The 24,176-nt window shown below is 52.5% G+C and carries 23 protein-coding genes; 10 read left to right on the top strand and 13 right to left on the bottom strand.

Features of this window, described 5'->3' with window-relative positions:
* Nucleotides 1–2: 2 nt before the first annotated feature.
* Nucleotides 3–968, bottom strand: coding sequence for a Fe-S cluster assembly protein NifU (gene nifU / locus LX59_RS05395; RefSeq protein WP_144570827.1), 966 nt, complete (start codon nt 966–968; stop codon nt 3–5).
* A gap of 66 nt (nt 969–1,034) precedes the next feature.
* The gene (locus tag LX59_RS05390) at nt 1,035–1,358 is read right to left on the bottom strand and encodes an iron-sulfur cluster assembly accessory protein (RefSeq protein WP_144570826.1); all 324 of its coding nucleotides are present in this window, start codon (nt 1,356–1,358) and stop codon (nt 1,035–1,037) included.
* Nucleotides 1,359–1,798: 440 nt separating this feature from the next.
* On the opposite strand from LX59_RS05390, the gene LX59_RS05385 reads away from it, so the two are divergent.
* Nucleotides 1,799–2,605, top strand: a complete 807-nt coding sequence (locus tag LX59_RS05385) for a TOBE domain-containing protein (RefSeq protein WP_144570825.1) — start codon at nt 1,799–1,801, stop codon at nt 2,603–2,605.
* Here LX59_RS05385 and LX59_RS05380 read toward each other — a convergent pair whose 3' ends face one another.
* From LX59_RS05380 to LX59_RS05370, 3 genes are read right to left on the bottom strand one after another with little or no spacing between them, the layout of a single operon-like run.
* Entirely contained in the window at nt 2,606–3,838 is a 1,233-nt protein-coding gene (locus LX59_RS05380) for a TIGR03862 family flavoprotein (protein ID WP_144570824.1), read from the bottom strand.
* 36 nt (nt 3,839–3,874) lie between these two features.
* Nucleotides 3,875–5,308 (bottom strand): deoxyribodipyrimidine photo-lyase, encoded by a 1,434-nt coding sequence (gene phrB / locus LX59_RS05375; protein ID WP_144570823.1) that lies wholly within the window; start codon nt 5,306–5,308, stop codon nt 3,875–3,877.
* 18 nt (nt 5,309–5,326) lie between these two features.
* Nucleotides 5,327–6,271 carry a YbgA family protein gene (locus tag LX59_RS05370; protein ID WP_144570822.1) on the bottom strand — a complete coding sequence of 315 codons (945 nt, stop codon included), beginning with the start codon at nt 6,269–6,271 and terminating at the stop codon, nt 5,327–5,329.
* Nucleotides 6,272–6,493: 222 nt separating this feature from the next.
* Here LX59_RS05370 and LX59_RS05365 point away from each other — a divergent pair, with 222 nt between their 5' ends.
* The 3 genes from LX59_RS05365 (at nt 6,494) to LX59_RS05355 (ending at nt 9,013) form a co-directional block, all read left to right on the top strand.
* Nucleotides 6,494–7,393: a TIGR01777 family oxidoreductase gene (locus LX59_RS05365; protein ID WP_144570821.1), complete on the top strand. Its 900-nt coding sequence runs from the start codon at nt 6,494–6,496 to the stop codon at nt 7,391–7,393.
* Nucleotides 7,394–7,434: 41 nt separating this feature from the next.
* Nucleotides 7,435–8,466, top strand: a complete 1,032-nt coding sequence (gene hemH, locus LX59_RS05360) for a ferrochelatase (protein WP_144570820.1) — start codon at nt 7,435–7,437, stop codon at nt 8,464–8,466.
* A 133-nt stretch (nt 8,467–8,599) separates the two neighbouring features.
* On the top strand, nt 8,600–9,013 hold the full coding sequence (locus LX59_RS05355) for a hypothetical protein (RefSeq protein ID WP_144570819.1): 414 nt from the start codon (nt 8,600–8,602) through the stop codon (nt 9,011–9,013).
* 44 nt (nt 9,014–9,057) lie between these two features.
* Here LX59_RS05355 and LX59_RS05350 read toward each other — a convergent pair whose 3' ends face one another.
* The 8 genes from LX59_RS05350 to rimB all read right to left on the bottom strand — a co-directional run bounded on the left by LX59_RS05350 (nt 9,058) and on the right by rimB (nt 17,337).
* A complete protein-coding gene (locus LX59_RS05350; RefSeq protein WP_144570818.1) occupies nt 9,058–9,597 on the bottom strand; it encodes a NifB/NifX family molybdenum-iron cluster-binding protein in 540 nt (179 codons plus the stop codon).
* Nucleotides 9,594–10,997, bottom strand: a complete 1,404-nt coding sequence (gene nifN / locus LX59_RS05345; RefSeq protein WP_144570817.1) for a nitrogenase iron-molybdenum cofactor biosynthesis protein NifN — start codon at nt 10,995–10,997, stop codon at nt 9,594–9,596. Before nifN ends, LX59_RS05350 begins: the two co-directional genes overlap by 4 nt.
* A gap of 1 nt (nt 10,998) precedes the next feature.
* The gene (gene nifE, locus LX59_RS05340; RefSeq protein WP_144570816.1) at nt 10,999–12,417 is read right to left on the bottom strand and encodes a nitrogenase iron-molybdenum cofactor biosynthesis protein NifE; all 1,419 of its coding nucleotides are present in this window, start codon (nt 12,415–12,417) and stop codon (nt 10,999–11,001) included.
* Between the two features lie 295 nt (nt 12,418–12,712).
* A complete protein-coding gene (locus tag LX59_RS05335; protein WP_144570815.1) occupies nt 12,713–14,284 on the bottom strand; it encodes a sigma 54-interacting transcriptional regulator in 1,572 nt (523 codons plus the stop codon).
* A 105-nt stretch (nt 14,285–14,389) separates the two neighbouring features.
* Nucleotides 14,390–14,692 carry a NifU family protein gene (locus LX59_RS05330; protein WP_144570814.1) on the bottom strand — a complete coding sequence of 101 codons (303 nt, stop codon included), beginning with the start codon at nt 14,690–14,692 and terminating at the stop codon, nt 14,390–14,392.
* Nucleotides 14,693–14,886: 194 nt separating this feature from the next.
* Complete coding sequence (locus LX59_RS05325) at nt 14,887–15,948, bottom strand: zinc ribbon domain-containing protein (RefSeq protein ID WP_144570813.1); 1,062 nt, start codon at nt 15,946–15,948, stop codon at nt 14,887–14,889.
* 28 nt (nt 15,949–15,976) lie between these two features.
* A complete protein-coding gene (gene rimK, locus LX59_RS05320; RefSeq protein ID WP_144570812.1) occupies nt 15,977–16,882 on the bottom strand; it encodes a 30S ribosomal protein S6--L-glutamate ligase in 906 nt (301 codons plus the stop codon).
* On the bottom strand, nt 16,879–17,337 hold the full coding sequence (gene rimB / locus LX59_RS05315; RefSeq protein ID WP_144570811.1) for a retropepsin-like aspartic endopeptidase RimB: 459 nt from the start codon (nt 17,335–17,337) through the stop codon (nt 16,879–16,881). Before rimB ends, rimK begins: the two co-directional genes overlap by 4 nt.
* Nucleotides 17,338–17,788: 451 nt before the next feature.
* On the opposite strand from rimB, the gene vnfD reads away from it, so the two are divergent.
* From vnfD to LX59_RS05285, 6 genes are all read left to right on the top strand, one after another.
* Nucleotides 17,789–19,213 (top strand): nitrogenase vanadium-iron protein, alpha chain, encoded by a 1,425-nt coding sequence (gene vnfD / locus LX59_RS05310; protein ID WP_144570810.1) that lies wholly within the window; start codon nt 17,789–17,791, stop codon nt 19,211–19,213.
* Nucleotides 19,213–19,554, top strand: a complete 342-nt coding sequence (gene vnfG, locus LX59_RS05305; RefSeq protein ID WP_144570809.1) for a V-containing nitrogenase subunit delta — start codon at nt 19,213–19,215, stop codon at nt 19,552–19,554. Before vnfD ends, vnfG begins: the two co-directional genes overlap by 1 nt.
* Nucleotides 19,555–19,606: 52 nt before the next feature.
* The gene (gene vnfK / locus LX59_RS05300; RefSeq protein WP_144570808.1) at nt 19,607–21,031 is read left to right on the top strand and encodes a V-containing nitrogenase subunit beta; all 1,425 of its coding nucleotides are present in this window, start codon (nt 19,607–19,609) and stop codon (nt 21,029–21,031) included.
* 150 nt (nt 21,032–21,181) lie between these two features.
* Entirely contained in the window at nt 21,182–22,087 is a 906-nt protein-coding gene (locus LX59_RS05295) for a hypothetical protein (protein WP_144570807.1), read from the top strand.
* Nucleotides 22,088–22,135: 48 nt separating this feature from the next.
* A complete protein-coding gene (locus LX59_RS05290) occupies nt 22,136–22,612 on the top strand; it encodes a NifB/NifX family molybdenum-iron cluster-binding protein (RefSeq protein ID WP_144570806.1) in 477 nt (158 codons plus the stop codon).
* 653 nt (nt 22,613–23,265) lie between these two features.
* Nucleotides 23,266–24,123 (top strand): phosphonate ABC transporter ATP-binding protein, encoded by an 858-nt coding sequence (locus LX59_RS05285; RefSeq protein WP_144570805.1) that lies wholly within the window; start codon nt 23,266–23,268, stop codon nt 24,121–24,123.
* Nucleotides 24,124–24,176 lie beyond the last annotated feature (53 nt).

Below are 24,176 nucleotides of genomic sequence, written 5' to 3'. Positions count from 1 at the left end.
GGTTAGACCCCCGTATGATTTTGGCCACTGACAGGAATTACCTTGACGAACTCTCCTAAATCTTCAATCAACCTTTGCTGAATACCGCTTAGGGTCATGCTGGCTGCTTGGCAACCGGTGCAAGCTCCCGTCAAACGAACGTACACGTTTTTACCTTCAACATCCAACAACTCCACATCACCTTTATCACGTTGTAAAGCGGGGCGGACGGACTCCAGCACGGTTTCAATGCGGCGAATGCGTTGTAAGTTGGTCAGCTTAGGTGCAACAGGTGCGGCAGCGGCAGGAGTGGGCTCAGGGGATGCAATGGGCGCGGTAGCAGCTTCAGACGGTGGAGGAGAAGGCATACGAGTCACCGCGGCTTTAGCTTTAGTAGGCGCAGGTACGAAAATTTCACCACGGGCGGCCAGCTCTTCGCTCAGGAGGCGCTCAATGCCTTCATGGCACGCGGAGCAACCACCACCGGCTTTGGTGTAGTTGGTGACATCTTCAATGGTGGACAATTTATTGGCGCGAATGGTGTCGCGGATCATGACTTCGTCAATGGCAAAGCACTTACAGATCAGTGCGCCTTCTTCGTGGTCGTCTTCCAGTTCTTCGCCACGGAAGTTAGCGACAGCAGCTTGCAAAGCTTCACGGCCCATGACGGAGCAGTGCATTTTTTCCGGGGGAAGGCCGTCGAGGAAATCAGCAATGTCTTGGTTGCTAATTTTCAAGGCTTCGTCCAGCGTCAGACCCTTAACCATTTCGGTCAAAGCTGATGAGGAGGCAATGGCTGAACCGCAACCAAAGGTCTGAAAGCCTGCATCCAGAATCACGTCAGTTTCAGGGTCTACTTTTAGGGTGAGGCGCAAAGCATCACCGCAGCTCAGTGAGCCTACATCACCAACGGCATTGGCATCCGGCACAGCCCCAGCATTTTTGGGGTTATAAAAGTGCTCTTTTACCTTTTCTGAATAATCCCACATACGGCGTAATCTCCCGGTAAGTCTTTTAAGGTGCCGGTTCTGTGCCAGCACCCTGTTATATAAAGATCAGCAGGCAAAGGATTTGCCGCAGCTGCAACTTTTAGAAGCATTGGGGTTACTGAAGGTAAAGCCACTGCCCTCAACACCCTCTAAAAAGTCCATCACGACACCATCCAACAGGGGGGCACTTTGTGCATCAATTAGCAGGGTCAAAGGGCCGCATCCAATTTGCATATCGTCGTCTTCTGCTACTTCTTCCAGTTTCAGGCTGTATTTAAGACCTGAGCAGCCGCCTCCCTCGACCCGAATACGCAGGCCGGCAATTGGCTTGTTCATGTTGCTCATGAAGCGATTAATGGCTGCTTGCGCATTCTCGGTCAATGTGATCATCGGTATGTTTCCTTCGGCTTTGGGAGTGGCTCGAAAACCTAGTAACGTATTTACTGCAACCCACATGCCACGCGTTAAAAAATCGTTGAATATTTCTGGATGCCACAGATTTAGGGCGCTATCAGTCTATCCTGAGCGCTCAGGAATAACACCCAAACCTATAAATGTCGGCTTTATTACAACTTCAGCATCGCACAGGGGAATTTTGGGCTCAAGATGGGTTAGTTTTGTCAGACGACTGTAGGTTCGACATTAGTCTTCTGTAGTCTTGTATACAAAATAAAGCCTATATTGCTTACCTAAAGTGCTATTTATGACGCTGTAAACAGCCGCTTAAAAAGCCTAAATAACCCAAAAAACAGTGCGTTGGGAACACTCAAGCCGCTTGGAAGTTTTTTTGCAGACAGCTCTACATAACATTTTGCAGTGAGTGCTTGGTCATGCCCCATTCCCATCAACCTACGGGTAACGACGCTTATCTCTGGCCAAATGATGCTGATAAGGAATATCTGACCCATAAAAGCCTCGAACTTTTAGAGCAAATTGAGGCTACGGGCTCCATCAGTCGAGCCGCCAAACAAATAAAGCTCAGCTATAAAGCGGCTTGGGACGTAGTGGATGCGATGAATAACCTATCCGAGCGCCCTTTGGTGGTGTGCTCCGCAGGGGAACAAGAGGGCGGAGGAACCCGCCTCACCGATTTTGGCCGAGATACGGTGTACACATGGCGGCGGATGCAAATCGAATATCAGCGCTATATGAGCCGAGTCTCCCAAGGCGTTGAGCACTTTGCGGACATTGACCGCCTATTACGGGCGGTTGCGGTTAAAACCAGCGCTCGTAACCAATTCCACGGGCGGATCAAAAGCCTTGAATACGGCGCAGTGAACTCCACTTTAACCCTTGATCTAGGCCGTGGGTTAGAGATTGTCGCCAGCATCAATACCGATTGCGTGGAAGAAATGCAGTTATCGCCGGGTAAAAATGCCATGGCACTGATTAAATCAAGCTTTGTTCTGCTGTCCCTTGAGCCCAACCTTCGTGTCAGTGCCCGCAATCAGCTGCATGGCAAACTGGTATCCATCATTCCAGGGCCGATTAACAGTGAGGTTAAGCTGTATTTATCCGGAGATCGCACCCTAACGGCTACCGTTACCAATGAAAGCATCACTGAGTTGGGTTTGGCTCCGGGGCAACCCTGCACGGCCTTGATTAAGGCCTCCCATGTGATCGTGATTGCTACCTGATTAAGACTGCCTCAACCAATCCATAATGCCTTGGGCCGCCCAATGGCCTGTGGCAAAACACGCGGTCAGCAGATAGCCTCCGGTAGGAGCCTCCCAATCCAGCATTTCACCCGCGCAAAAAATGCCGGGAAACTCCTGCACCATCAGGTGCTGATCTAAAGCCTCAAAAGACACTCCGCCCGCAGTGCTGATGGCCTCAGCCAAAGGGCGAGGACGTTTTAGGTAAATGGGTAAGCCCTTAATCGCTTGGGCCAACTGTCGTGCATCGGTGCGGATTTCTGCTGAGGTAAGCTCATAAATCAAGGCAGTTTTTGGCCCCTCTAAGCCTAATTGGCGCTTCAGATGAGTAGATAGTGATTTCGAGCCACGCGACTGACTCAAAGCCGCTATCACCTGATCTAGCGAACGCTCAGGCACTAAATCCAGGTGCACTAACGCCTGACCTTTTTGTAGGATTTCTTGTCGTATTTCCACCGCAAGGGTATAAATGAGACCGCCTTCAAGACCGTGCTGAGTTAGGATGCACTCCCCTTTGTGCGATGGCTGATTATGGTGCGACAAAATGACACCCTTTAAGGGGGCTCCGGCCCAGTGTTGTTTAAGGTGCGGACTCCAAGCTTCCACCTCAAAACCACAGTTAGCCGGTTGTAAGGGGGTAATGGGTATTTGACGCTCTTGAAGTAGATTGACCCAACGCCCATCAGAACCAAGTTGTGGCCAGCTTGCTCCCCCTAATGCCAGCAAAATCGCAGCATAATGAACGCTTTTCTCCCCTTCTGGCGTATCAAATATTGCTGCTCCTTGTTCATTCCATCCCCGCCAATAGTGGCGTGTATGTATACTCACGCCCTGTTGCCGTAACCGATGCAGCCAAGCCCGCAACAAAGGAGCAGCTTTCATATCGCGTGGAAAAACCCGTCCAGAGCTGCCAACAAAGGTTTCAATACCTAAACTTTGAGCCCAAGCAGATACTGCAACTGGGTTGAAGCTGTCTAAGATAGGGCGTAATACTGTGCTTTTTGCACCATAACGGCGCACAAAATCAGCAAAAGGTTCGGCATGGGTGAGGTTCAGTCCACCGATTCCAGCACGCAAAAATTTACGCCCCACCGAGGGCATGGCATCAAAGACCGAAACTCCGTAACCAGACTGACTCAACACCTCCGCTGCCATCAGTCCTGCGGGGCCAGCGCCTATAACAAGGATGGGATGTGTGGTGTATGGCTGGGTCATGGTGGCTTTCTCAAAACGGCTGCGCAGTGTAGAGGATCAGGAAGGCTCAGTCTGGTGGCTAGATAAACTCTTAAAAGCCTGTAGCGCCCGTTTACGGCTTTGAGCTAAATCGAGAATGGGTCTGGGATAACCAGAAATGCCGAAGAGTCCACCTAAAGTCGCCGGATTATGAATTTTTTGCGCAGATACATGGGCTAATTCGGGAACCCAACGCCGGATAAAATCCCCTTGCGGATCGAATTTCTCAGACTGCGTAATGGGGTTAAACAGGCGAAAATAGGGAACCGCATCCGTACCTGTAGAAGCACTCCACTGCCAACCGCCGTTATTCTGAGCTAAATCGCCATCCAGCAGATGCTGCATAAACCACTGCTCGCCGACTCGCCAATCAATCAGCAAGTTTTTACTCAGGAACATGGCCACAATCATGCGCAGCCGATTGTGCAGCCAACCTGTAGCTTTTAAACAGCGCATGGCCGCATCCACGATGGGAAATCCTGTGCGCCCCTGTTGCCAAGCGGCTAAATCCTCGGGAGCCTGCCGCCACAGTAGAGCCTCGGTCTCTGGCTTAAAGGCATAGCCCCTAGAAAGACGCGGATAGGCGTGCAAAATATGTCGATAAAACTCACGCCACAGCAATTCATCCACCCAAGTGATAAAGCCAGAATGTTGGGTATCAAAATGACCATGGGTCAGGCTTAATGCGGCTTGCACACATTGGCGCACCGAGAGCACACCCGCAGTTAAATAAGGCGATAAGCGGCTGGTTCCTGTTTGGGCGGGAAAATCCCGTGCCTTGGCATATTGCGCCAAATGTTCGCTGACAAAGAGCTCCAACAAGCTGTGGGCCGCTGACTCACCCATTGGCCAATCAGATAGGGAAATAGCCTCAACTTCGGAAAAGCGCTCCGGTATCTGATCAGGAGGAATACCCACAGGCTGCTGAGCCTTAGGCCGAGGCAGAGGTTTAGGCAGATGGTGCAGCAAACGGGCATGGCATTGGTTACGAAATGCGCTGTACACCTGAATAGCTCGACCTGTCTGAGTCAATAACGTACCCGGTGCAAAAAACACTTGATCTAAATAAGAATGGCAGCTGATGCCCAAGGCGCTCAGGCGCTGTTGTACGTCCTGATCACGGCGCTGCTCGTTCACACCGTATTCATCATTGAAATGCAGCGTCTGAACGGAGTACTGCTGACAAAGCTGAATCAAGTGCTCAGCAACATCGACCCAGCGCGGTACGCAGCGTACCAGCAAAGGAACCTTGAGCTGCTGAAGCTGCTCAGCAAGACGGATAAGGCTCAGCCGCCAAAATTCGAGCTTGTTGGGGGAGTCCTGATGTACTTTCCACTGTTCAGGCGTAACCAAATACAGTGCCAAAGTCGGTCCCTGACTCATGGCTTTATACAACGCAGGGTTATCGGCTACGCGCAAATCGGTGCGTAGCCAGACCAACTGGTAAGACATGACGTATCTCAGAGTGGGTTAGATGGCATGACGCAAGTTGAGGGTTTCTGGGTAGGGCTGCAAATAACTTTGGGCGGCCAAATAAGCCTCTGGATGCTTGCGCAGGTGGTGTTTAATCAGGGTCAGGGGAACCACTAAAGGCGTATGCCCTTGTCGGTATTGATGGATGAGTTGGTGGATTTCCTGACGATCCGAAGCCTCTAAATGATCCTTCAGATAGCCCGATAGGTGCTGCAAGCTGTTACTGTGCGTGCCTCGTGTGGCTGGCTTTTTCAGAGCCTGCATCAACTGAGCAAAATAACGTGGCCCAATGTCCTCGGCAGGATAGCGGCCAATGTCGGCCAGCAATCGACCAAGTTGCTTATATTGCGGGGGGTTATGGGCCAGTAACTGAAACTTACAGCGCGCATGAAATGCCAAAATCCCCTGATACGTCAGCCCTTGCGCGCACAGCTCCCGCCACTGCGCATGGGTAAACACCCGGACGAGGAAGTTTTCCAACAGTACCGGATCGTTCAGGCGGCCATCTTCCTCAATCGGCAACTCAGGTCGAGCCCGACTAAAAGCATGGGCATAGATACCGGGCGCACTGCCTAGTGGATGGCCATTGTCCTGATACAGCTTCACCCGCTCCATACCGCAGGAGGGTGACTTTTGCATCAGGATATAGCCGCTGATGTCCTGTAGTTGCTGTGCCATCTTTTGGCCGTATTCGGTGAGTGGTTGCGTCACATCAAGCTCAGCATCTTTCACACCCAAAGCACGGGGTGCTTCTGGATTTCCTACCAGACGGATGGGCTCACGCGGCGTTCCCAAACCGATGGCCATTTCAGGGCATACCGGAACAAATTCAAAATAGGGAGCCAGTACCTCCAGACACAACTTAGAAGCTTTGTGTCCACCATTAAAGCGTACCGGCTGCCCCAACAGACAGGCGCTCACAGCAATTTTGATTGAGGACATACCCAACTCCGATAATCACAGGCTTTGATTTAGGATAGGAGACTGTACTTTGGCTTATTTATTACTGAAGGAACATAGCATGCTTTGGCGTATGCAACCGAGTCCGCCTAATGTTCTAGTAATAGAGTTAAGCCACCAAGGGTGCAAGAGCAACTAAACTCTGAATAAACCTCGGTGTGCCACCACTTCGGGCCCAGCGCATCGGCTGACAGAGGACTTACCATGCATATTTTATTGACCGGAGGCACAGGGCTAATTGGCCAAGCCCTATGCCGATATTGGACGAATCAAGGGCATAAACTCTGGGTACTCAGCCGCCGACCTAATCAAGTCGCTTCCTTATGTGGCGCTAACGTCATAGGCATTGCCGATTTGGGGGCGATTGAGGAGCAATCTTTAGATGCGGTCATCAATCTGGCTGGTGCTCCTATCGCTGATCGTCCTTGGACTAAAGCGCGCCGTACTCTGTTATGGGACAGTCGTGTCCGCTATACCGAGCAGTTAGTTCAGGGATTGGCTCAGCGACGGCATAAACCCAAGGTATTGATTTCAGGCTCTGCGGTCGGCTGGTACGGCGATGGAGGCGAACGCTTATTGGCCGAGGATCAACCCGCGGGTACCGACTTTGCTAGCCAACTCTGTGTGGCGTGGGAAGATGCCGCCAGCGAGGCCAGTATCCATGATATACGAGTGGCCTTAGTGCGCACGGGGTTGGTGCTGGCCCCTAAAGGGGGCTTTCTAGCACGATTATTGCCTTTGTTCCGGCTGGGGTTGGGTGGGCCACTGGGAACAGGCCAACAATGGATGCCTTGGATTCACCTTCAAGACCAAGTGGCCTTGATTGACTTTATCCTGCATCACCCGGAAATGGCGGGCCCCTATAATGCTTGTGCGCCTCATCCAGTACGCAACAAAGATTTCTGCAAAACCTTGGGTCAGGTGTTACACCGTCCGGCGGTGTTATCCGCACCCGCTTGGGCTCTTAGACTGGGCTTAGGGGATTTATCGGAGTTGTTGCTGGGAGGACAGCACGCCGTACCCGCGCGCACTCAGGCTGCAGGATTTCGGTTTCACTTTACCGATTTAGAACCGGCTCTATGCGACCTTTTGCAGTCGCATTGAAATAAAGGGCTTTTATCCGTGTATCAAAGAGTTTTTCCGGTATGACCGAACAGGCATTGCTGTTAGTGAATTTGGGATCGCCTGCCTCTCCTGAAGTGACGGATGTGCGGCGCTATCTCAACCAGTTTTTAATGGATCCTTACGTCATTGATTTACCTTGGCCCCTGCGCCGCCTGTTGGTTACCTTGATTTTGCTGACGCGCCCTAAAGCCTCGGCCCATGCCTATGCCTCCATCTGGTGGCCTGAAGGATCGCCTTTAGCGGTACTCAGTCAGCGCCTGCAACGGGCGGTGCAATCCCATTGGGAGCAAGGCCCGGTATTTTTGGCCATGCGCTATGGAGAGCCTTCCATAGCGCAGAAGTTACAGCAGATCGCCCAACAAGGGATCTCTCAGGTCGTCATTGCGCCTTTGTACCCGCAGTTCGCAGACAGCACGACCACCACGGTACTGACAGAGGTTCAGCGCGTATTAGTTCAGCATCGACTGCCCCTATCTATCAGTACATTGCCTGCTTTTTACGATCAGCCTGCCTATTTGGATGCGCTCGCAACTCAGGTACAACCTTATTTAGAGCAAGGCTTTGACCATTTGCTCATGAGCTATCACGGTCTGCCTGAGCGCCACATTCATAAGGCCGACCCTAGCGGTCAACATTGCCTAACTAACACAGATTGCTGCCAGCAGGCGCAGGGGGCCGTATTAGCCCAGTGTTATCGAGCCCAGTGCTATCGAACCAGCCAGGGCTTGGCACAACGCTTGGAGTTAATGCCTGAACGCTGGTCGGTCTCCTTTCAATCCCGTTTGGGTCGCGCAAAATGGATAGCGCCCTATACTGAAGAGCGCTTACAGGCACTAGCCGCTCAGGGGGTTAAAAAGCTGCTGGTTATCTGCCCTGCTTTTGTTAGTGACTGTCTGGAAACCCTAGAGGAAATCGGCGTGCGTGCTAGAGAACAGTTTTTAGCCGCAGGAGGGGAAGACTTACAACTGATTCCTTGCCTGAACGATCATCCTCAGTGGGCGATGGCACTGGCTCAGCTCTGTCAGCAACAAGCCGTACCCTTTAACCTCTAAGGCCAAGGCTAAGATCATGGATTTGAGTATAGGACACAGGGTAGTGATGAGATTCCATCGGTCGGTCTGTGTCTCAACCAAGCCAGAGGCCGACTAGGCTTATACACAGAAAGCCCAGTATGTGAGGTGTAGCATGAGAGTATTTCCCGAAGATGAAACTGAGGGGCTTTATGACCGGCTGTTGGAGCAAATAGCTCAGGTCATGCAAAAGCTGGAGCAAACCCCAGAACATCCCAATACCCAACATGAGGGAGAACTAGAGTTGCAAGGGCTCACCCACGCCGAATGGGAGTTGGTTCAAGCGTATTTACGACGGGACGTACAGTGGCTGGCGGGATGGCAAGCCGCGGCTTATCAACAGAGAATGCTGGCTCAGCAACACTTCCAGAAGCGGCGCTCATTGATTGGACATGAGCTCACGCAGCCTAGCTCTTCCTGTGCTCAGTGTACGACCGGGTTACTTTGGCTGGAGCGTCCAGAGGCATCCTGCACTCAATGCACCTCTGAAACCACCCCCAAGCACCCAAGCAAAGCAACCCGTCACTGAATTAAAAAGCCCATGGCAGCGCTGTAATAGGCTGCCGAAAAGGCTTAAGCTAACTCTTCGATGGAGGTAATCAGTTTTACCCCACCCTCTTCAGCAGTTTTTGCTTGAATACCCGCTTTCTCAGCCTTAGCTTTGGCACGCTCCACCCAGCTTAATCCACCACAATGCAGCGCTAGACTCACTTCGTTGAGCAAGTCCTCAATGGTCTGTCCTGTGCCCACAATAATGGGCTGTAAACCGGCCATGATTAAACGCTTAATGGAAGAGGTGCCGATGGAAGCTGCATACACCGCAGAACAATCTTTAAGAAAATCCAGTTTAGCGATGACTTTATCTTCAGGCGGCTTAGCGTTCAGACGCTCGATTTCTTCCGGGCTTAAATGCAGGTCGATGACGCTGGTCTCGTTGGCATCGGTTAAGGATTTATGACGGTTTTCACCCTTCATATTCACCTTAACAAATTCGCCAACCCCGACTAACTCAGCATATCCGGGGGAGACATCGTAGATCACGAGGGTGTCGGCTGCGCCAAAGTGCAGATCAACATTGACTCGATCGCTGGAGGCAAAGGCAACACGAATCATGACAAAAGACTCCTTGCGGGTTGTTCAACCAGATGGGCGGTCGGGACTTGATTAAAATTTTGACGTAACTCTGAGTGATAAGGCGCAATACCACCGTTTTGGGCGCAACGCAGGTTGGCTAACTCAAATACCAATTGCCGCATACCGCGATAACCCACCCACTGACGTGCAGAAGCGCCGTAATAGTCGTATTGGGGAAAACCGGCCCGAATCAGTGGAATGCCCAAACGCTCAGCACTTTGTAGGGCATGGGAGTTACCAATCATGACCTGAGCACCCGTAGCACGAGCTCGATCCTCTAAGTCCTCAAAATCACCGACCAGCACTTCCTCGGTATTGAGGCGCTCCAGCAACTGGGTATTGCACGGACTGACCGAAGCCACCAAGCGCAGGCCGGTATCATCAAAGAAATTGCCCAAAGCCAGCAGTTGATCACTATCAGCCCCAATTGCCACCCGCACATCGCCCAAGCCCATATAACTATCCACCAAAGCATCCATTAATTGGGCCCGCTGGCGTTGGATTTTGGCCGGTACTGGTTGCCCCGATACTTCGGTTAGAGCTTGGATAAAGGCATCACATTCAGCGATGGAGCTAAGTCCGGTAAAACGTACATCAGGGATTCCGGTGCGCTCATGCAGTAAATCCGCCGCCGCATTTAAGGAGTTACCGATGACCAGAGTAAGGCGCGAGTTATTCATGGAGGCTAAAGCGGGACGAGTCAAGCCGCCAATAGTGAGGTTACTAAAGCCTTCTTCCGTCAGATGGCCGTCCAATGAGTCACTCAAATCCGGTAAAAGGATTGCTTGCAGACCAAAGCTTTCAATCCAATCCCGCAGCGCCTCTAAATCCGCTGGTGTCAGCATAGAGGAAGCCAACACATTAACCTGTGGTGGACGGTAAATGTCCGGTAAACGGATGGAGCTAGGCAGCAGTTGCTCAATTAAGGCATAAACCGCTAGCGCAAAACCACTTTCAAGGCCACCCAGAGTATCGGGCGTGTTTACCGCCACAATGCTTGGGCCTTTTTTTCCATAACGCAGATTAAAGGTACGCAGCACTCGCTGAATATCCGCACCTTGCATCTCCGACAATCCGGTGGTGATTAAACCAATCACCTCGGGATTGTGTTGTTCGGTAATGGTGAGCAGGGCTTCTTCCAGCCGCTCATCGCTGCCCATTACCGTGCTGACCATATCCATAGCGGTGGTTTGCAGCGGAATAGGCTCGCGGAAATGCCGCGTGAAGAATACTTTGCTAAAAGCCGTACATCCCTGAGCACCGTGCTCTAAGGGAATGCTGCGGTTGAGGCCCAAAAAAGCCAGAGCCGCGCCCATAGGTTGGCTCACCCGCAACGGGTTCACACTAAGCGGCTTATTGGTTTGGGTAATGCGTGCCATCTTAAACGCCTCCCGCCTGAGCAGCTATGGCGCTCGAAGCACTGGCCTGTAGCCAAGCCGGTTGTTGATGCAGACGCTGCCAGATGGGGCTTTCCACCGCCAAAGCCAACTGCTTAGCCAGCTCCACCAATCCTGTGTAACCGGCATAGCCGAAGTCACGCTCGTGGTTAATATCGAGAAAGGCCAGTTTGGACTTGAGTGCGGCGTACAGATAACGACCACCGGCAATCAGAATATCGGCTTGGGTTTCCCGACAGGTGGCCATAAGGGCGGCTTGATCGTTGTCATCAATCATCCGCGCTTGATCGCCCATCAGCTCAAGGATACGAGCCCGATCTTCAGCGGTGGATTTTTCGGTGCCGGTAGCAATGATGTCCATGCCAAGATCTTGCAGAGCCGAAACAATGGACCAAGACTTCACACCACCGGAGAAAATCAGCGCGCGTTTACCCGTCAAGCGCTCACGCCAAGGTTCTAGGGCGCGCTGTGCCTTGGCCTCTTCGCGCAGGATTAACAGCTCTGTGCGCACGATGAGCGAAGGATCGCCGATGATGCGTGCAATGTCCCGCAGCGCTTGCGAGGTATCAGCGATGCCGTAAAAACTGCCCTCAAAGAAAGGGGTGCCGAAATCGTCTTGCAGATGGCGGGCAACGTTGAGCATGGCTTTGGAACAGACCACCATGTTCACTTCTGCACGGTGCATGGTCTGTACTTCTTGGAAACGGGCGTCCCCGGACAGGGTGCAGAGAATACGCAGGCCCAACTCATCAAACAGGGGAGCTACGCGCCAGAACTCTCCGGCAATGTTGTACTCACCGATCAGGTTAATGTCGTGAACCTTAACATCGGTAGGCACCACGCCTTGAGGAACCGGAGCCGGCTCACGAGTACCGATCACCCGCTGATACAGGGTTTCACCGGCAATACGGTTGCCAAGGCTTTTGGTGCCGTAGAAACCCGCACAGTCAACGGGAATCACCGGAATGTTCCAACGCTGGCTGGCATCACGGGCTACTGCCTCAATATCGTCGCCTTGCATGGCAGGAACACAGGTTCCATACACGAATACAGCGGTGGGCTTGTAGCGCTCAACGGCACGATGGATGGCATGAAAGAGCTTTTTCTCGCCCCGTCCCATGATGACATCGACATCGGATAATTCGGTAGTCATGCCCATGCGATACAGCTGCGGGCCCGAAGACAGGCTACCCCGTAAATCCCAAGAGCTACCGGCACACCCAATGGGGCCATGAACAATATGGGCCGCGTCAGCAATCGGCAACATGGCAATCTGAGCACCATCGAACGCACAGCCGCCTTGGGTAGCACCGGGTTTAGCCCGGGCGCATCCGGTTTTTCCGGCAGTGTTATGGTCACAAGCAGGCTCGTCGAGCAGGTTCTGGATATCGGTCTGATTCATCGTTGTCCCTCTCCGGATGACCACAGTCACCCTGATGCATGGATGAAAGGCAGCCGCTGTCCAGCGGCCAGGCCAAAGGCACAGGTACATAAGCTCCTGAGCAAACACTGAGCCAACCTTCTGAATCCCTTACTGCATCAGGCTTTGAGCAGATTTCGACGGCTTATGACGTACCACCGCGAACGAAGGTTTAACACCGAGGTACATTCAGGAACGCTTTACTGAAATGATGAAACCTCCAGCCATCCTTGGCAGGAGGAAGTCGTTTAAAAGGAGGTTCAGCAGGGCGCAGTTTTTAGCGGAAATTCTTGTAATCGAGGTCGTACTTGGCCATGCGCAAACCCAGTACTCGACGGGTTAAACCAAGATGGGTTGCAGCATCGGTCATATTGCCCTGATGCAGCTTTAAAGCATCCACGATCAACTCGTACTCAATGGCATTCAGTCGCGCTTCTAAACTGCCCGGAGGCACATCAGGATCACCCACCACCGGCGCTTGTAATGAGGGCGGCAAGTTGTAGCCATGAATTACACCATCCTCACTGAGCAAAATGGCACGCTCGATGATATTTTCCAGCTCCCGCACATTACCCGGCCAGTGGTAGGAATAGAGCATATTCAACGCTGGCGTAGAAATGCGCTTCACCTCAATCCCCATCTCCCGTGAAAAGCGGGAAACAAAGTAGTCAGCCAAGGTGATGATATCGCTGCCCCGCTCACGCAAAGGTGGAATGGTGATGGGGAATACATTCAGACGGTAGTACAAGTCTTCGCGGAAGGTACCGGCGGCCACCATATCGGCCAGATTACGGTTAGTCGCCGCAATCACCCGCAAGTCCACGCTGATGGTGGAATTTCCGCCCACCCGCTCGAAGCTGCGCTCCTGCAACACGCGCAACAACTTGGCCTGAGTGGTTAGGGACATCTCTCCCACTTCATCCAAAAAAATGGTGCCGCCGGCGGCTTCCTCAAACCGGCCTTTGCGCAGACCGATGGCTCCGGTGAAGGAGCCTTTCTCATGGCCAAAGAGTTCGCTTTCAATCACTGATTCCGGTAAAGAGGCGCAGTTGAACTTAACAAAGGGCCCTTTAGCAATCGGACTGTTGTAGTGAATGGCGCTGGCGACTAACTCCTTACCCACACCACTTTCTCCCAAAACCAGTACCGTGGTTTTGGTACGCACTACGCGCTCAATCAAGCGATAAACTTCTTGCATCGGCTTAGAGCTGCCGATGATATTGGCTGGCTTAAAGCGCTCACCTAACTCGACCCGCAGCCGCTGATTTTCCGACTCCAGCGCAACGTGCTCAATGTTTTCCAGCAGATACAACTCAACGGACTGAGCGGTAATGGTGGCCAGAATGGACAATACTTCCACGTCCATTTTCAGCAGCTCAGCGTTATCGTAGATCCGCTCCGCACTGATGGTACCCATCACTTTGCGCCCGCGCATGATGGGCACACAGATGAAGGATAAATTAGCGTCCTGAGCTTCTAAATCACGGCTGCCGGTACGATTTAAAAAACTCGGCTCATCGGAGATATTGGGCACCACAATGGTTTGGCCCGTTTCTACCACTGAACCAATAACCCCTTCTCCCATCAGATAAACGCCTTTACGGGCCTCATCGGGGGTTAGGCCAAAGCTTTCGTGCAAGACGATATTGCCCGACTCTTTATCGAATAGGCTGACCATACCGCGCACGATGTTCATATGCCTTTTCATCAGGCGCAGCAGGATATTGAGAATACTGGATAGATCACCGGTTTCCGTAGCGATCTGGCTCATCTCATAGAGTAAAGGCAGAAGATCGGTACGGCATTCGCCCAGATCGCATTCGCAAAGGTGTGGGTTAGAAGCAGTCATGGCAGTAGCAACTCCTGACGAACGTTCTGGCGGCTTGGCTGATGGCTGAGACTGTGAACCGGCAGGAAGGGCAGGTTGCTTTCCCTGAGTACGAGTTACAGACATTCAGACCGCCGGTACAACACGAATTCCCGGATTACCCAAGGCTTGAACCAAGGCCCGACGTACGCCCCCTAACGTCTGAGCGGCTAAAGAACAGCCCACACAGGCTCCCTTAAGGCGTAGGCGCACTAAATTACCCTGCACTTCAACCAGTTCAAGATCACCGCCATCACGCTGCACATTAGGGCGTAACGCCTCAATGATATCCCGTACCTGTTGTAAGGATTCCGCAGGAATCGGCTCGACACGCAACAAGGGCGCATCATCAAAGGCTTCAGTATCGGAGTTAGTCGGTTGATTCATCATGGCATGAACTCCTAGATCGGCTCGTATTCCACCTACAGCACAGGTAGGTTGAACATCCAGAACTTGTGTCGCTGATCTACAGCTTTTTGCAACAAGACCGGATAACTGTACAGAAGTGTACGGCACGCGCTATATACTAGTAAATATAACGATGCATTGAGGACGATCAGCCACTGGAGGCTACTAAGCTTAGCTCATACCTGCGCGGGCTTGTTTTGGGAGTCCGAAGCCGCACCGCAGGCCGGACAAAAGGGGAAAAAGGCATTATGCCGCAGTCCACATTTGGGACATTGATCGTACAGCTTCAAACCACAATGCATACAGTAATTTACCTGAGCTCCCTCCACTGCGAGCAAGGTGCGCTCACAGCTTGGGCATTGGTTGCGTCCTATGGCGGTCAAGGCTTGTTCATAACGAATTTCTTGCTGGCGCTCCTCTTGGGGCGCTTGCTGCTCGTGGCGTTTACGCTCCAAATACTCTTGCAGGGAGCGAATCAGGGCCCGTCCTCCCAGAAAGGTCAGTACCGCGCCCACACCATAACGAACATAACCGCCAAAGCTGGGCAAATAGGGCACCAGCTCGAAGAAGAATGCAAATAAGGCGAAGAAAATAAAGCCCCACACAAAGGGCCAATTTTGGCCGTTGCGGTGCCGACGAAACAGCCAAATAGCCAGCAGTAACAGAGGGCCAACAAACACCAAACGCACCCCAAAAGCCTTGAGGGAGGCCTGATAGATCGCCTCTTGATACTGTTGCTGTGCTTGCTGATGTAACTGGCGGATTGCCTCTGATTGAGGAGCGATGCTTTGGGCTAGCTGGCGACGCTCCTGTTGTAGGGCATAGATCTGAGCCTGAAGCTGTTGTTGTTGCTGCAACTGCTGCTCTAACACGCGCACCTTAGCCAATACTTCGGGGTTTTGATCCGATTGTTCGGTACTGGAGCGCGCAGCCCGCCAATTATCAAAATTTTCCTTATCCTGCTGATAACGGTATTCCAGCTCGTGCAGTTGGGTGCGTAAGACTTCGCTGTCCCTTTGCTGCCCGCGCATCTGCTCCTGAGCCGGTTGAACAACCTGCTCAAGAGGCTCTAAGGCTTTTTGATCCACAAAATCTTCGTATTTAGGCGGGGCGTAGATCGAGGGTAAATCTGCGATCAGATGCGCGCCTACCTGCACTAAAAAGTAAGCGAAGAGTAGCGCTACCAACCATTGCCCAAAACGAAATAAGCGTTCAGGTCTGCGCAAGGACTTATACATAAGATCACTACCCTGTGTTGGATGACGATTAACCACGCCCCCGAGTGCGGGTCAGGCCGTGTTCAGCGTTCTTTTCCAAATATTGGATGATAATGCCGGCAATGTCCCGCCCTGTCGTTTCTTCGATACCTTCAAGACCGGGGGAGGAATTCACCTCCATCACCAAAGGCCCGTGATTGGAACGCAAAATATCCACCCCTGCCACACTCAACCCCATAGCTTTAGCAGCTCGAATAGCGGTGGAGCGCTCTTCCGGGGTAATTTTAATCAGGCTGGCGGTTCCGCCTCGATGCAGGTTGGAACGAAACTCACCGGGAGCCGCTTGGCGCTTCATAGCCGCAATCACCTTGTCACCCACCACAAAGCAACGAATGTCCGCGCCCCCGGCTTCGCCAATGTACTCCTGCACCATGATGTCCTGCTTTAAGCCCATGAAGGCTTCTATTACCGATTCGGCAGCCTTTTGGGTTTCACACAGCACCACCCCGATGCCCTGAGTGCCTTCCAGCACCTTAATCACTAAAGGCGCTCCCCCCACCATTTGAATCAAGTCAGGAATGTCATCGGGTGAATGGGCAAACCCCGTAATGGGTAAACCAATTCCTTTGCGCGATAACAGTTGCAGAGAGCGCAATTTATCCCGTGAACGGCTGATGGCCACCGACTCATTCAACGGAAACACACCCATCATTTCAAACTGACGCAATACGGCACAGCCGTAAAAGGTGATGGAGGCGCCAATGCGTGGAATCACCGCATCAAAGCCCTCCAAAGGAGCCCCTCGGTAGTGGATTTGGGGCTTATGGCTGGCAATGTTCATATAGGCACGCAGGGTATCAATCACCACCATTTCATGGCCACGCTGCTGACCTGCTTCTACCAAACGCTGAGTCGAATACAAACGCGGATTACGCGACAACACGGCGATTTTCATGGGGCACCGGGAGTAAGAATTTGGGGTTTGTTTTGCAGATAAGTCTGTGAAGGATCAACCAACCAATGACCATCAATCAGTGCTTTAGAGCCCAGCAGCATCCGATAACGCATGGTCTTACGGCAGGTTAGAGTGAATTCGACCGGCCAGATATGGTGGCCTAGTACCAACCGGGTCAAGATGACGTAACGTATTTGAGTTTGGCCGTTTGAGCTTTTAATCGCTTTACGGGCGACCAACGGTGCCTCGCAACGGTGACGACGCAGAACTAAAGTGCCTAAGTGAGCCGTAAAGCGTACCCAGCGCTGGCCATCGCGCTCGAACTCTATAATGTCTGTGGCATGCAAAGCCGAAATGCTGGCTCCGGTATCAATCTTCGCACGCAGGCCCACCACGCCTAGGTCTGGCAGAGCCACCCATTCGCGCAAGCCGATAATGTTGAGGCGATTAGTCATGTCAAGCGTCCGACGGATAGGGCCACATCGCCCCACATAACAAAAAAGTACAGCTTAGATATTTCGGTACGAACCTGTCTTGAGAAGCATTGGAACTCCTTGAGCGCTGCCACGCACAGGCTCAGCACCGTCGTGAACAACGACTTTATTCTTCCGTACCTCGCTGAACGAAAAACCCTAGGACGTACCGCTGGGTAACGAAGCATAGTGCCCCGGTTATAGGCCAAAAATACCTGTTACGTCGAGATAGGTTACTCAGAACAATGCGGATAACTATTTGTTTTAAAAGTAATTTAACCCGATTTAATTGAGGCATCCTGACAGATTTTTGAGCGAGCGTTAAAGACTGGCACGCATCCTGCCACTCCATTGAGGACAACCACCACCGCCCGTTGTGCGAGAACAGACGGTGGTGCTCAACCTCACGCATATATGCCTAGGAGACAATGCCATGCCCATGGTACTGCTGGAGTGCGACAAAGATATCCCCGAGCGCCAGAAGCATATCTACCTGAAAGCGCCGGATGAAGATACCCGTGATTTCCTGCCGATCGCCAACGCGGCTACCATTCCCGGCACCCTGTCTGAGCGCGGTTGCGCCTTCTGTGGTGCTAAGCTGGTAATCGGTGGCGTTCTGAAGGACACCATCCAGATGATCCACGGCCCACTGGGCTGCGCTTATGATACCTGGCACACCAAACGTTATCCTACTGATAACGGACACTTCAACATGAAGTATGTCTGGTCTACCGACATGAAAGAAAGCCATGTCGTGTTCGGTGGTGAAAAGCGTCTTGAGAAGAGCATGCACGAAGCCTTCGACGAGATGCCTGACATCAAGCGCATGATCGTTTACACAACTTGCCCTACCGCGCTGATTGGTGACGACATCAAAGCTGTGGCCAAGCAAGTGATGAAAGATCGTCCTGATGTAGACGTGTTCACTGTTGAATGCCCTGGCTTCTCCGGCGTATCCCAATCTAAAGGACACCACGTCCTCAACATCGGCTGGATCAACGAAAAAGTTGATACCCTGCAAAAAGAAATCACCAGCGATTACACCATTAACTTCATCGGTGACTTCAACATCCAAGGCGACAGCCAACTGCTGCAAACCTACTGGGACAAGCTGGGCATTCAAGTGATTGCTCACTTTACCGGTAACGGCACTTACGACGACCTGCGTTGCATGCATCAAGCGCAACTGAACGTCGTGAACTGCGCCCGTTCTTCGGGCTACATCGCCAACGAGCTGAAAAAACGTTACGGCATCCCACGTCTGGACATCGACTCCTGGGGCTTTAACTACATGGCTGAAGGCATCCGCAAAATCTGCGCCTTCTTCGGCATCGAAGAACGCGGTGAAGCGCTGATCGCTGAAGAAGAAGCCAAGTGGAAGCCGAAGTTGGATTGGTACAAAGAGCGTCTGCAAGGTACTAAGATGGCGATTTGGACTGGCGGCCCTCGTCTGTGGCACTGGACCAAATCCGTTGAGGACGATCTGGGCGTACAGGTCGTCGCCATGTCCTCCAAGTTCGGTCACGAAGAAGACTTCGAGAAAGTCATCGCCCGTGGTCGCGAAGGCACCTACTACATTGATGACGGCAACGAGCTGGAATTCTTCGAAATCATCGAGCTGGTTAAGCCTGATGTGATCTTCACTGGCCCTCGCGTCGGCGAACTGATCAAAAAGCTGCACATTCCTTACGTCAACGGTCATGCGTACCACAACGGGCCGTACATGGGCTTCGAGGGCTTCGTAAACCTCGCTCGCGATATGTACAACGCCGTGTACAACCCACTGCGCCACTTGGCGGCTGTGGACATCCGTGACAAGTCTCAAACTACTCCCATCATTACTCGTGGAGCCGCCTGATGAGCCAGTCCCATCTCGATGCCCTGTACGACTACGTTCAGGAACGCTGCCTGTGGCAATTCTTCTCCCGTAGCTGGGACCGTGAAGAAAACATCGAAGGCGTACTGAACCAAGTGGTACGCCTGTGGAGTGGCGAAGAGCCCCTGCGTGGCACTCCTCAAGAGCGTCTGTTCTACGCCGACGCACTGCCGATTGTGAGCGACATCAAAGGCCGCTTTGACTGGGCCAGCACCATTCCGGCTGAGGAAGTGAAGTTCTTGATCGAAGGTCTGAAATCGCGTCTGACTGAAACCGTTATCACGCGCTCGACCAACCGCGAACTGAACCACCACCTGTATTGATTTGAGACGAGGGGAGCAGCATTACTCGCTGCTTCCCCGCCAAGGAGTTCCCATGAGTAATTGCGGTTGCACTACCGAGCAAAAACCCGCTGAAGTTTCAGTTTCTGGACGGGATCGTGACGGCATCATCAACCCGATGTACGACTGCCAGCCTGCTGGTGCTCAGTACGCCGGTATCGGCATCAAGGATTGCATCCCACTGGTCCACGGTGGCCAGGGTTGCACCATGTTCGTCCGCCTGCTGTTCGCTCAACACTTCAAAGAAAACTTTGACGTTGCTTCTACCTCTCTGCACGAAGACTCCGCCGTATTCGGTGGTGCTGGCCGCGTTGAGGAAGGCGTTCTGGTACTGGCTCGCCGTTACCCAGAACTGCGCGTGATCCCAATCATCACCACCTGCTCTACTGAGGTAATTGGTGATGACATCGAAGGCACCATCCGCATCATCAAAAAAGCCCTGAAAGCTGAGTTCCCTGAGCGCGAAATCTATCTGGCTCCGGTTCACACTCCTAGCTTCAAAGGCAGCCATGTTACCGGTTACGACGAGTGCGTGAAGTCTGTATTCCAGACCATCGCCACTAAGAAAACCAAGCCTACGGGCAAACTGAACGTGTTCCCTGGTTGGGTTAACCCCGGTGACGTAGTGCTGCTCAAAGACTACTTCAAAGCTATGGGTGTTGATGCCACCATCTTCATGGATACCGAGAACTTCGATTCGCCCATGCTGCCTAGCAAGGCCATCGAAACTCAAGGTAACACCACTGTTGAAGACATCGCGGACAGCGCCAACGCCATTGGTTCTCTGGCTCTGGCCCGCTACGAAGGTGCCAGCACGGCCAAGTACCTGAACGAAAGCTTCGAAGTACCGGATTATCTGGTTAACACTCCGTATGGCATCAAAAACACCGATGACATGCTGCGTAAGATCTCCGAAGTGACTGGCAAAGAGATTCCTGAGTCGCTGGTTCGTGAGCGTGGTATTGCTCTGGACGCTCTGGCTGACTTGGCGCACATGTTCTTCGCCAACAAGAAAGTAGCCATCTTCGGTCATCCGGATCTGGTACTGGGTCTGGCCCAGTTCTGCATGGAGATCGAACTGGAACCTTGCTTGCTGCTGATCGGCGACGACCAAGGCCGTAAGTACAAGAAAGATCCGCGCATCGAAGAGCTGAAAAACACCGCTCACTTCGATATGGAGATCATCCACAACGCCGACCTGTGGGAGTTGGAGAAGCGCATCAACGCTGGCCTGAAGCTTGACCTGATCATGGGTCACTCCAAAGGCCGTTACGTGGCCATCGAAGCCAACATCCCAATGGTTCGCGTAGGTTTCCCAACCTTCGACCGCGCGGGTCTGTATCGCAAACCCACCATCGGCTACAAAGGGGCTATGGAGCTGGCGGAAACCATCGCCAACACCCTGTTCGCCCACATGGAATACACCCGCAACAAAGAGTGGATCCTCAATACTTGGTGAGTTAGAGCGGTTGTATCGAGGGTTTGTCCTGTCACAAATCCTCACACGACCGATCTAAGCTGTATCGCGGATAGACTCCGGCTTTGGCCGGGGCTACCCGCCCGAATTCCGATAGGCTGCTTGAGTGAATTTCTGCATAAGGAGTAACCCATGAAACAGCAACAGGAGATGGTGGCTGCCTTTCGCGCCCGTTTCGGTGAGCTGTGCCGTATGCCGGAACACCGGCACATGGAGCCCTATACCCGGCCACGTCGTTTGGCCTTTGCAGATCCTGAAGTGGCTACCGAACATCAGGTTCCCGGCCATCTGATCTTGGCTTTGACCAGCACTTACAACCTGCTGGCCGATTGGTACGAATACCAAAACCCTGAGTTAGCGACCCTAGGCAGTTGGCAACGCTATTTAGCCCTGCCCAAACGCACCGGCTCTGAAAAGCTGATGGCGGAGATTTTCCGTACTCTGCGCATTGTGCGCTTGGCGGCAATTCAGCGTAACGGCCGTATTGAAGTTAAAGACAATGGCTTGATCCGAGCCTTTTGCGAATACAACCGCTGTGCCCTGAGCCTGCTCACCACCGAAACCGGTTTAGAGCTTCTGGTATCCAGCGTGGTTTATTATCTGGATGCCCAAAATCAGCCCCACAGCGAAGCCTACGTCGAGTTGATGTTAGGGCAATACTTCACCGATATCGTGGGCGAGATTCGCTCCTTTGGTGACGATGATCGCGTGCTGTTCCAATTCCGCCAGAAATGCTGGTTTAACCGTCATCAACGCTTTGAGGTGGATAACCCCCGCGTACAGATTGAAGAAGACCACTATCGCATTGATATGGGGCGTTACGGTAATAACCCCGCCCGTTACCCACTGGATTTCTACATTACCTTGGATGACTCCCTCTACATCGTCCCCGTAGAGGTGCTCAAGGATGATGGCTTTATCAGTGCTAAAGATTTTGCCCAGTGGAAAGCCCATACCCGGCAAGGCGCTGCCCTGCCCGATGCCTTTCGCCTGCGCTTTGCCCATGAGAAAAACATTGTTGGCTTGCCCATGACCTAAGAACTGGCATGGCTTAACTGCTGCCCAACGGACGCAAGGAGTCTGGAAATGACTGAGATCGGACATGTAAAAATAGCCGTGACCACCAACGACCTGCTGCAAGTTGATGCCAACTTTGCGAACACCCGGCAGATCGTGTTTTATGACGTTAGCCAAGATGAAGCTGAGTTTTTAGACTGCGCGCAGTTTAAAGGCGGTGGTCGAGCGGCTAAACGCGGCCCCGGTGGTGGCTCAGGCTGCTCTATGGGCGATGCCAACGATGGAGATACCGTCGATCAGGTTCAGATCCGCGTGGATGCCTTAGAAGGCTGCCATGTGCTCTTCACTCTGGCGCTAAGCGACTTTGCCGCCGTGAGCGTAAAAAATCGGGGCGTGTTTCCGGTAAAAATGGAAAAAAGACGCGAAGTACAGGATGTGATCGACAGTCTGCAACGGATGATGAAGCACAACCCGCCCCTATGGTTGCGTAAAGCTATGCGCTGTGAAGTGCGTAACCCTGAGTTTTTATTGGTTCAGGATGCCTAATAACAGCCAGTCCATCTGAGACATACTGTTAGCAATACGGCCTGATCCCCAAACGCCTCTCCATCACTGGAGGGGCGTTTTTTATTGCGCCCCATTTATCTCTGCCTTATCCCAGTAACGTCTGAGCGTTACGGATAACTGGGTACATTCTGCTGCCTATCTCCATACCCGAACTTCAATAGAGCCTGCAAATTAGGTCAACCTTTGCTCAATTGGCATTGATTGTGCGTTATACCTTTGCAACAACAGCCGGTTTGAAGCCTACCTAAAACCTGCAAACTGAACTAAAACCCGCGATCTACAAGGTTACCAAGGAGAACACTGCACCAAAGCGCGCACATTAGAGGGTTCATTTAAGGGGCCATAAACCGTACTTTAGAGTGCAAATTGGCCAAAAGCCGTACCGAGCAGAACAAAGTCACTCAACGCCACACTCGGACTCAGAGGGCGGACAGTGATTAAACTCGGGCACTTTGCTATGGCTTAGAAATTTTTTCTTACGGCTTAAGGCCGCATTATTACTTGCTCATCTCCCGCTTTACCCCTTCCTGCTTCGGTATCGTCCAAAACTCTGGCACATATTCTGCCGTAGGGACTCTATCAGCCTTAGTTCTGAGATTTTCGGCCTTAAGGCCCGTTCAGGAGATAGAGCAATGTCTACGGCACTGCTGGACTACACCCAAGACCTTTCTGCGGCTCTTGCGCCTACAACGGAACATCAGAGCAGCGAATCCGTATTAGCCTTGCAGCAGGTGTCTGTGGTACGCCACGGAACTCCAGTATTGGAAGACATCAACCTCCAACTCTATCCCGGCAGTATCACAGCGGTTGTTGGCCCTTCGGGAGCGGGTAAAAGTACCCTGCTAGCTACCTTAAATGGCCTGTTAACACCCAACTCAGGCTCTGTGGTAGCCAGCGGGATCGGCCCTTTGAATACCAGCGCTCACCTGTTAGCCCATCGCCAACGTACCGCTACGGTATTCCAAGAACATGCCTTGATTGCTCGCCTATCCGCCTTAGATAACGTGCTCTTGGGCTTAGCTGACCGCCGGCATCCTCTGTCGATATTGCCTTGGCCTCGTGCCCTGCGCGAACAGGCAATTTCCGCCCTGACCGAAGTTGGCTTGTTAGAGAAAGCCCTAAAACCCGTAGCTCAACTGAGCGGTGGAGAACGCCAGCGCGTCGGCATTGCCCGCGCTTTGGTACGCAAACCTTTGCTGCTACTGGCCGATGAGCCTTTTGCCTCGGTCGATCCAGCTTTGTGTGACCACATGGCCGATGAGTTTCTGCGCCTAGTACGAGACCAAGGGTTAACTCTAGTGATTGTGCTGCACCAAATCGAACTGGCGTGCCGTTTAGCCGATCGCATCATCGGTATTTCTGGCGGCCATTTGGTCTTTGACGGACTCCCCAACCAATTCACCCCCGAAGAGCGGGTACGTATTTTCCCGCGTTGGGCCTCAGCTACTGATTCAACAAATCAAGCATCCAGCCCCGGTTATGCGGAATAGGCCTTAGAGCTTGGTTCGCCACCTCACCTAAGCAGTACCTAGGAAATCCCCCC

The sequence above is a fragment of the Azomonas agilis genome (genome assembly GCF_007830255.1).
Classification (GTDB): domain Bacteria; phylum Pseudomonadota; class Gammaproteobacteria; order Pseudomonadales; family Pseudomonadaceae; genus Azomonas; species Azomonas agilis.
Note: the sequence above shows the minus strand (reverse complement) of the source record. Positions and strands in the feature narration are given on the sequence as shown.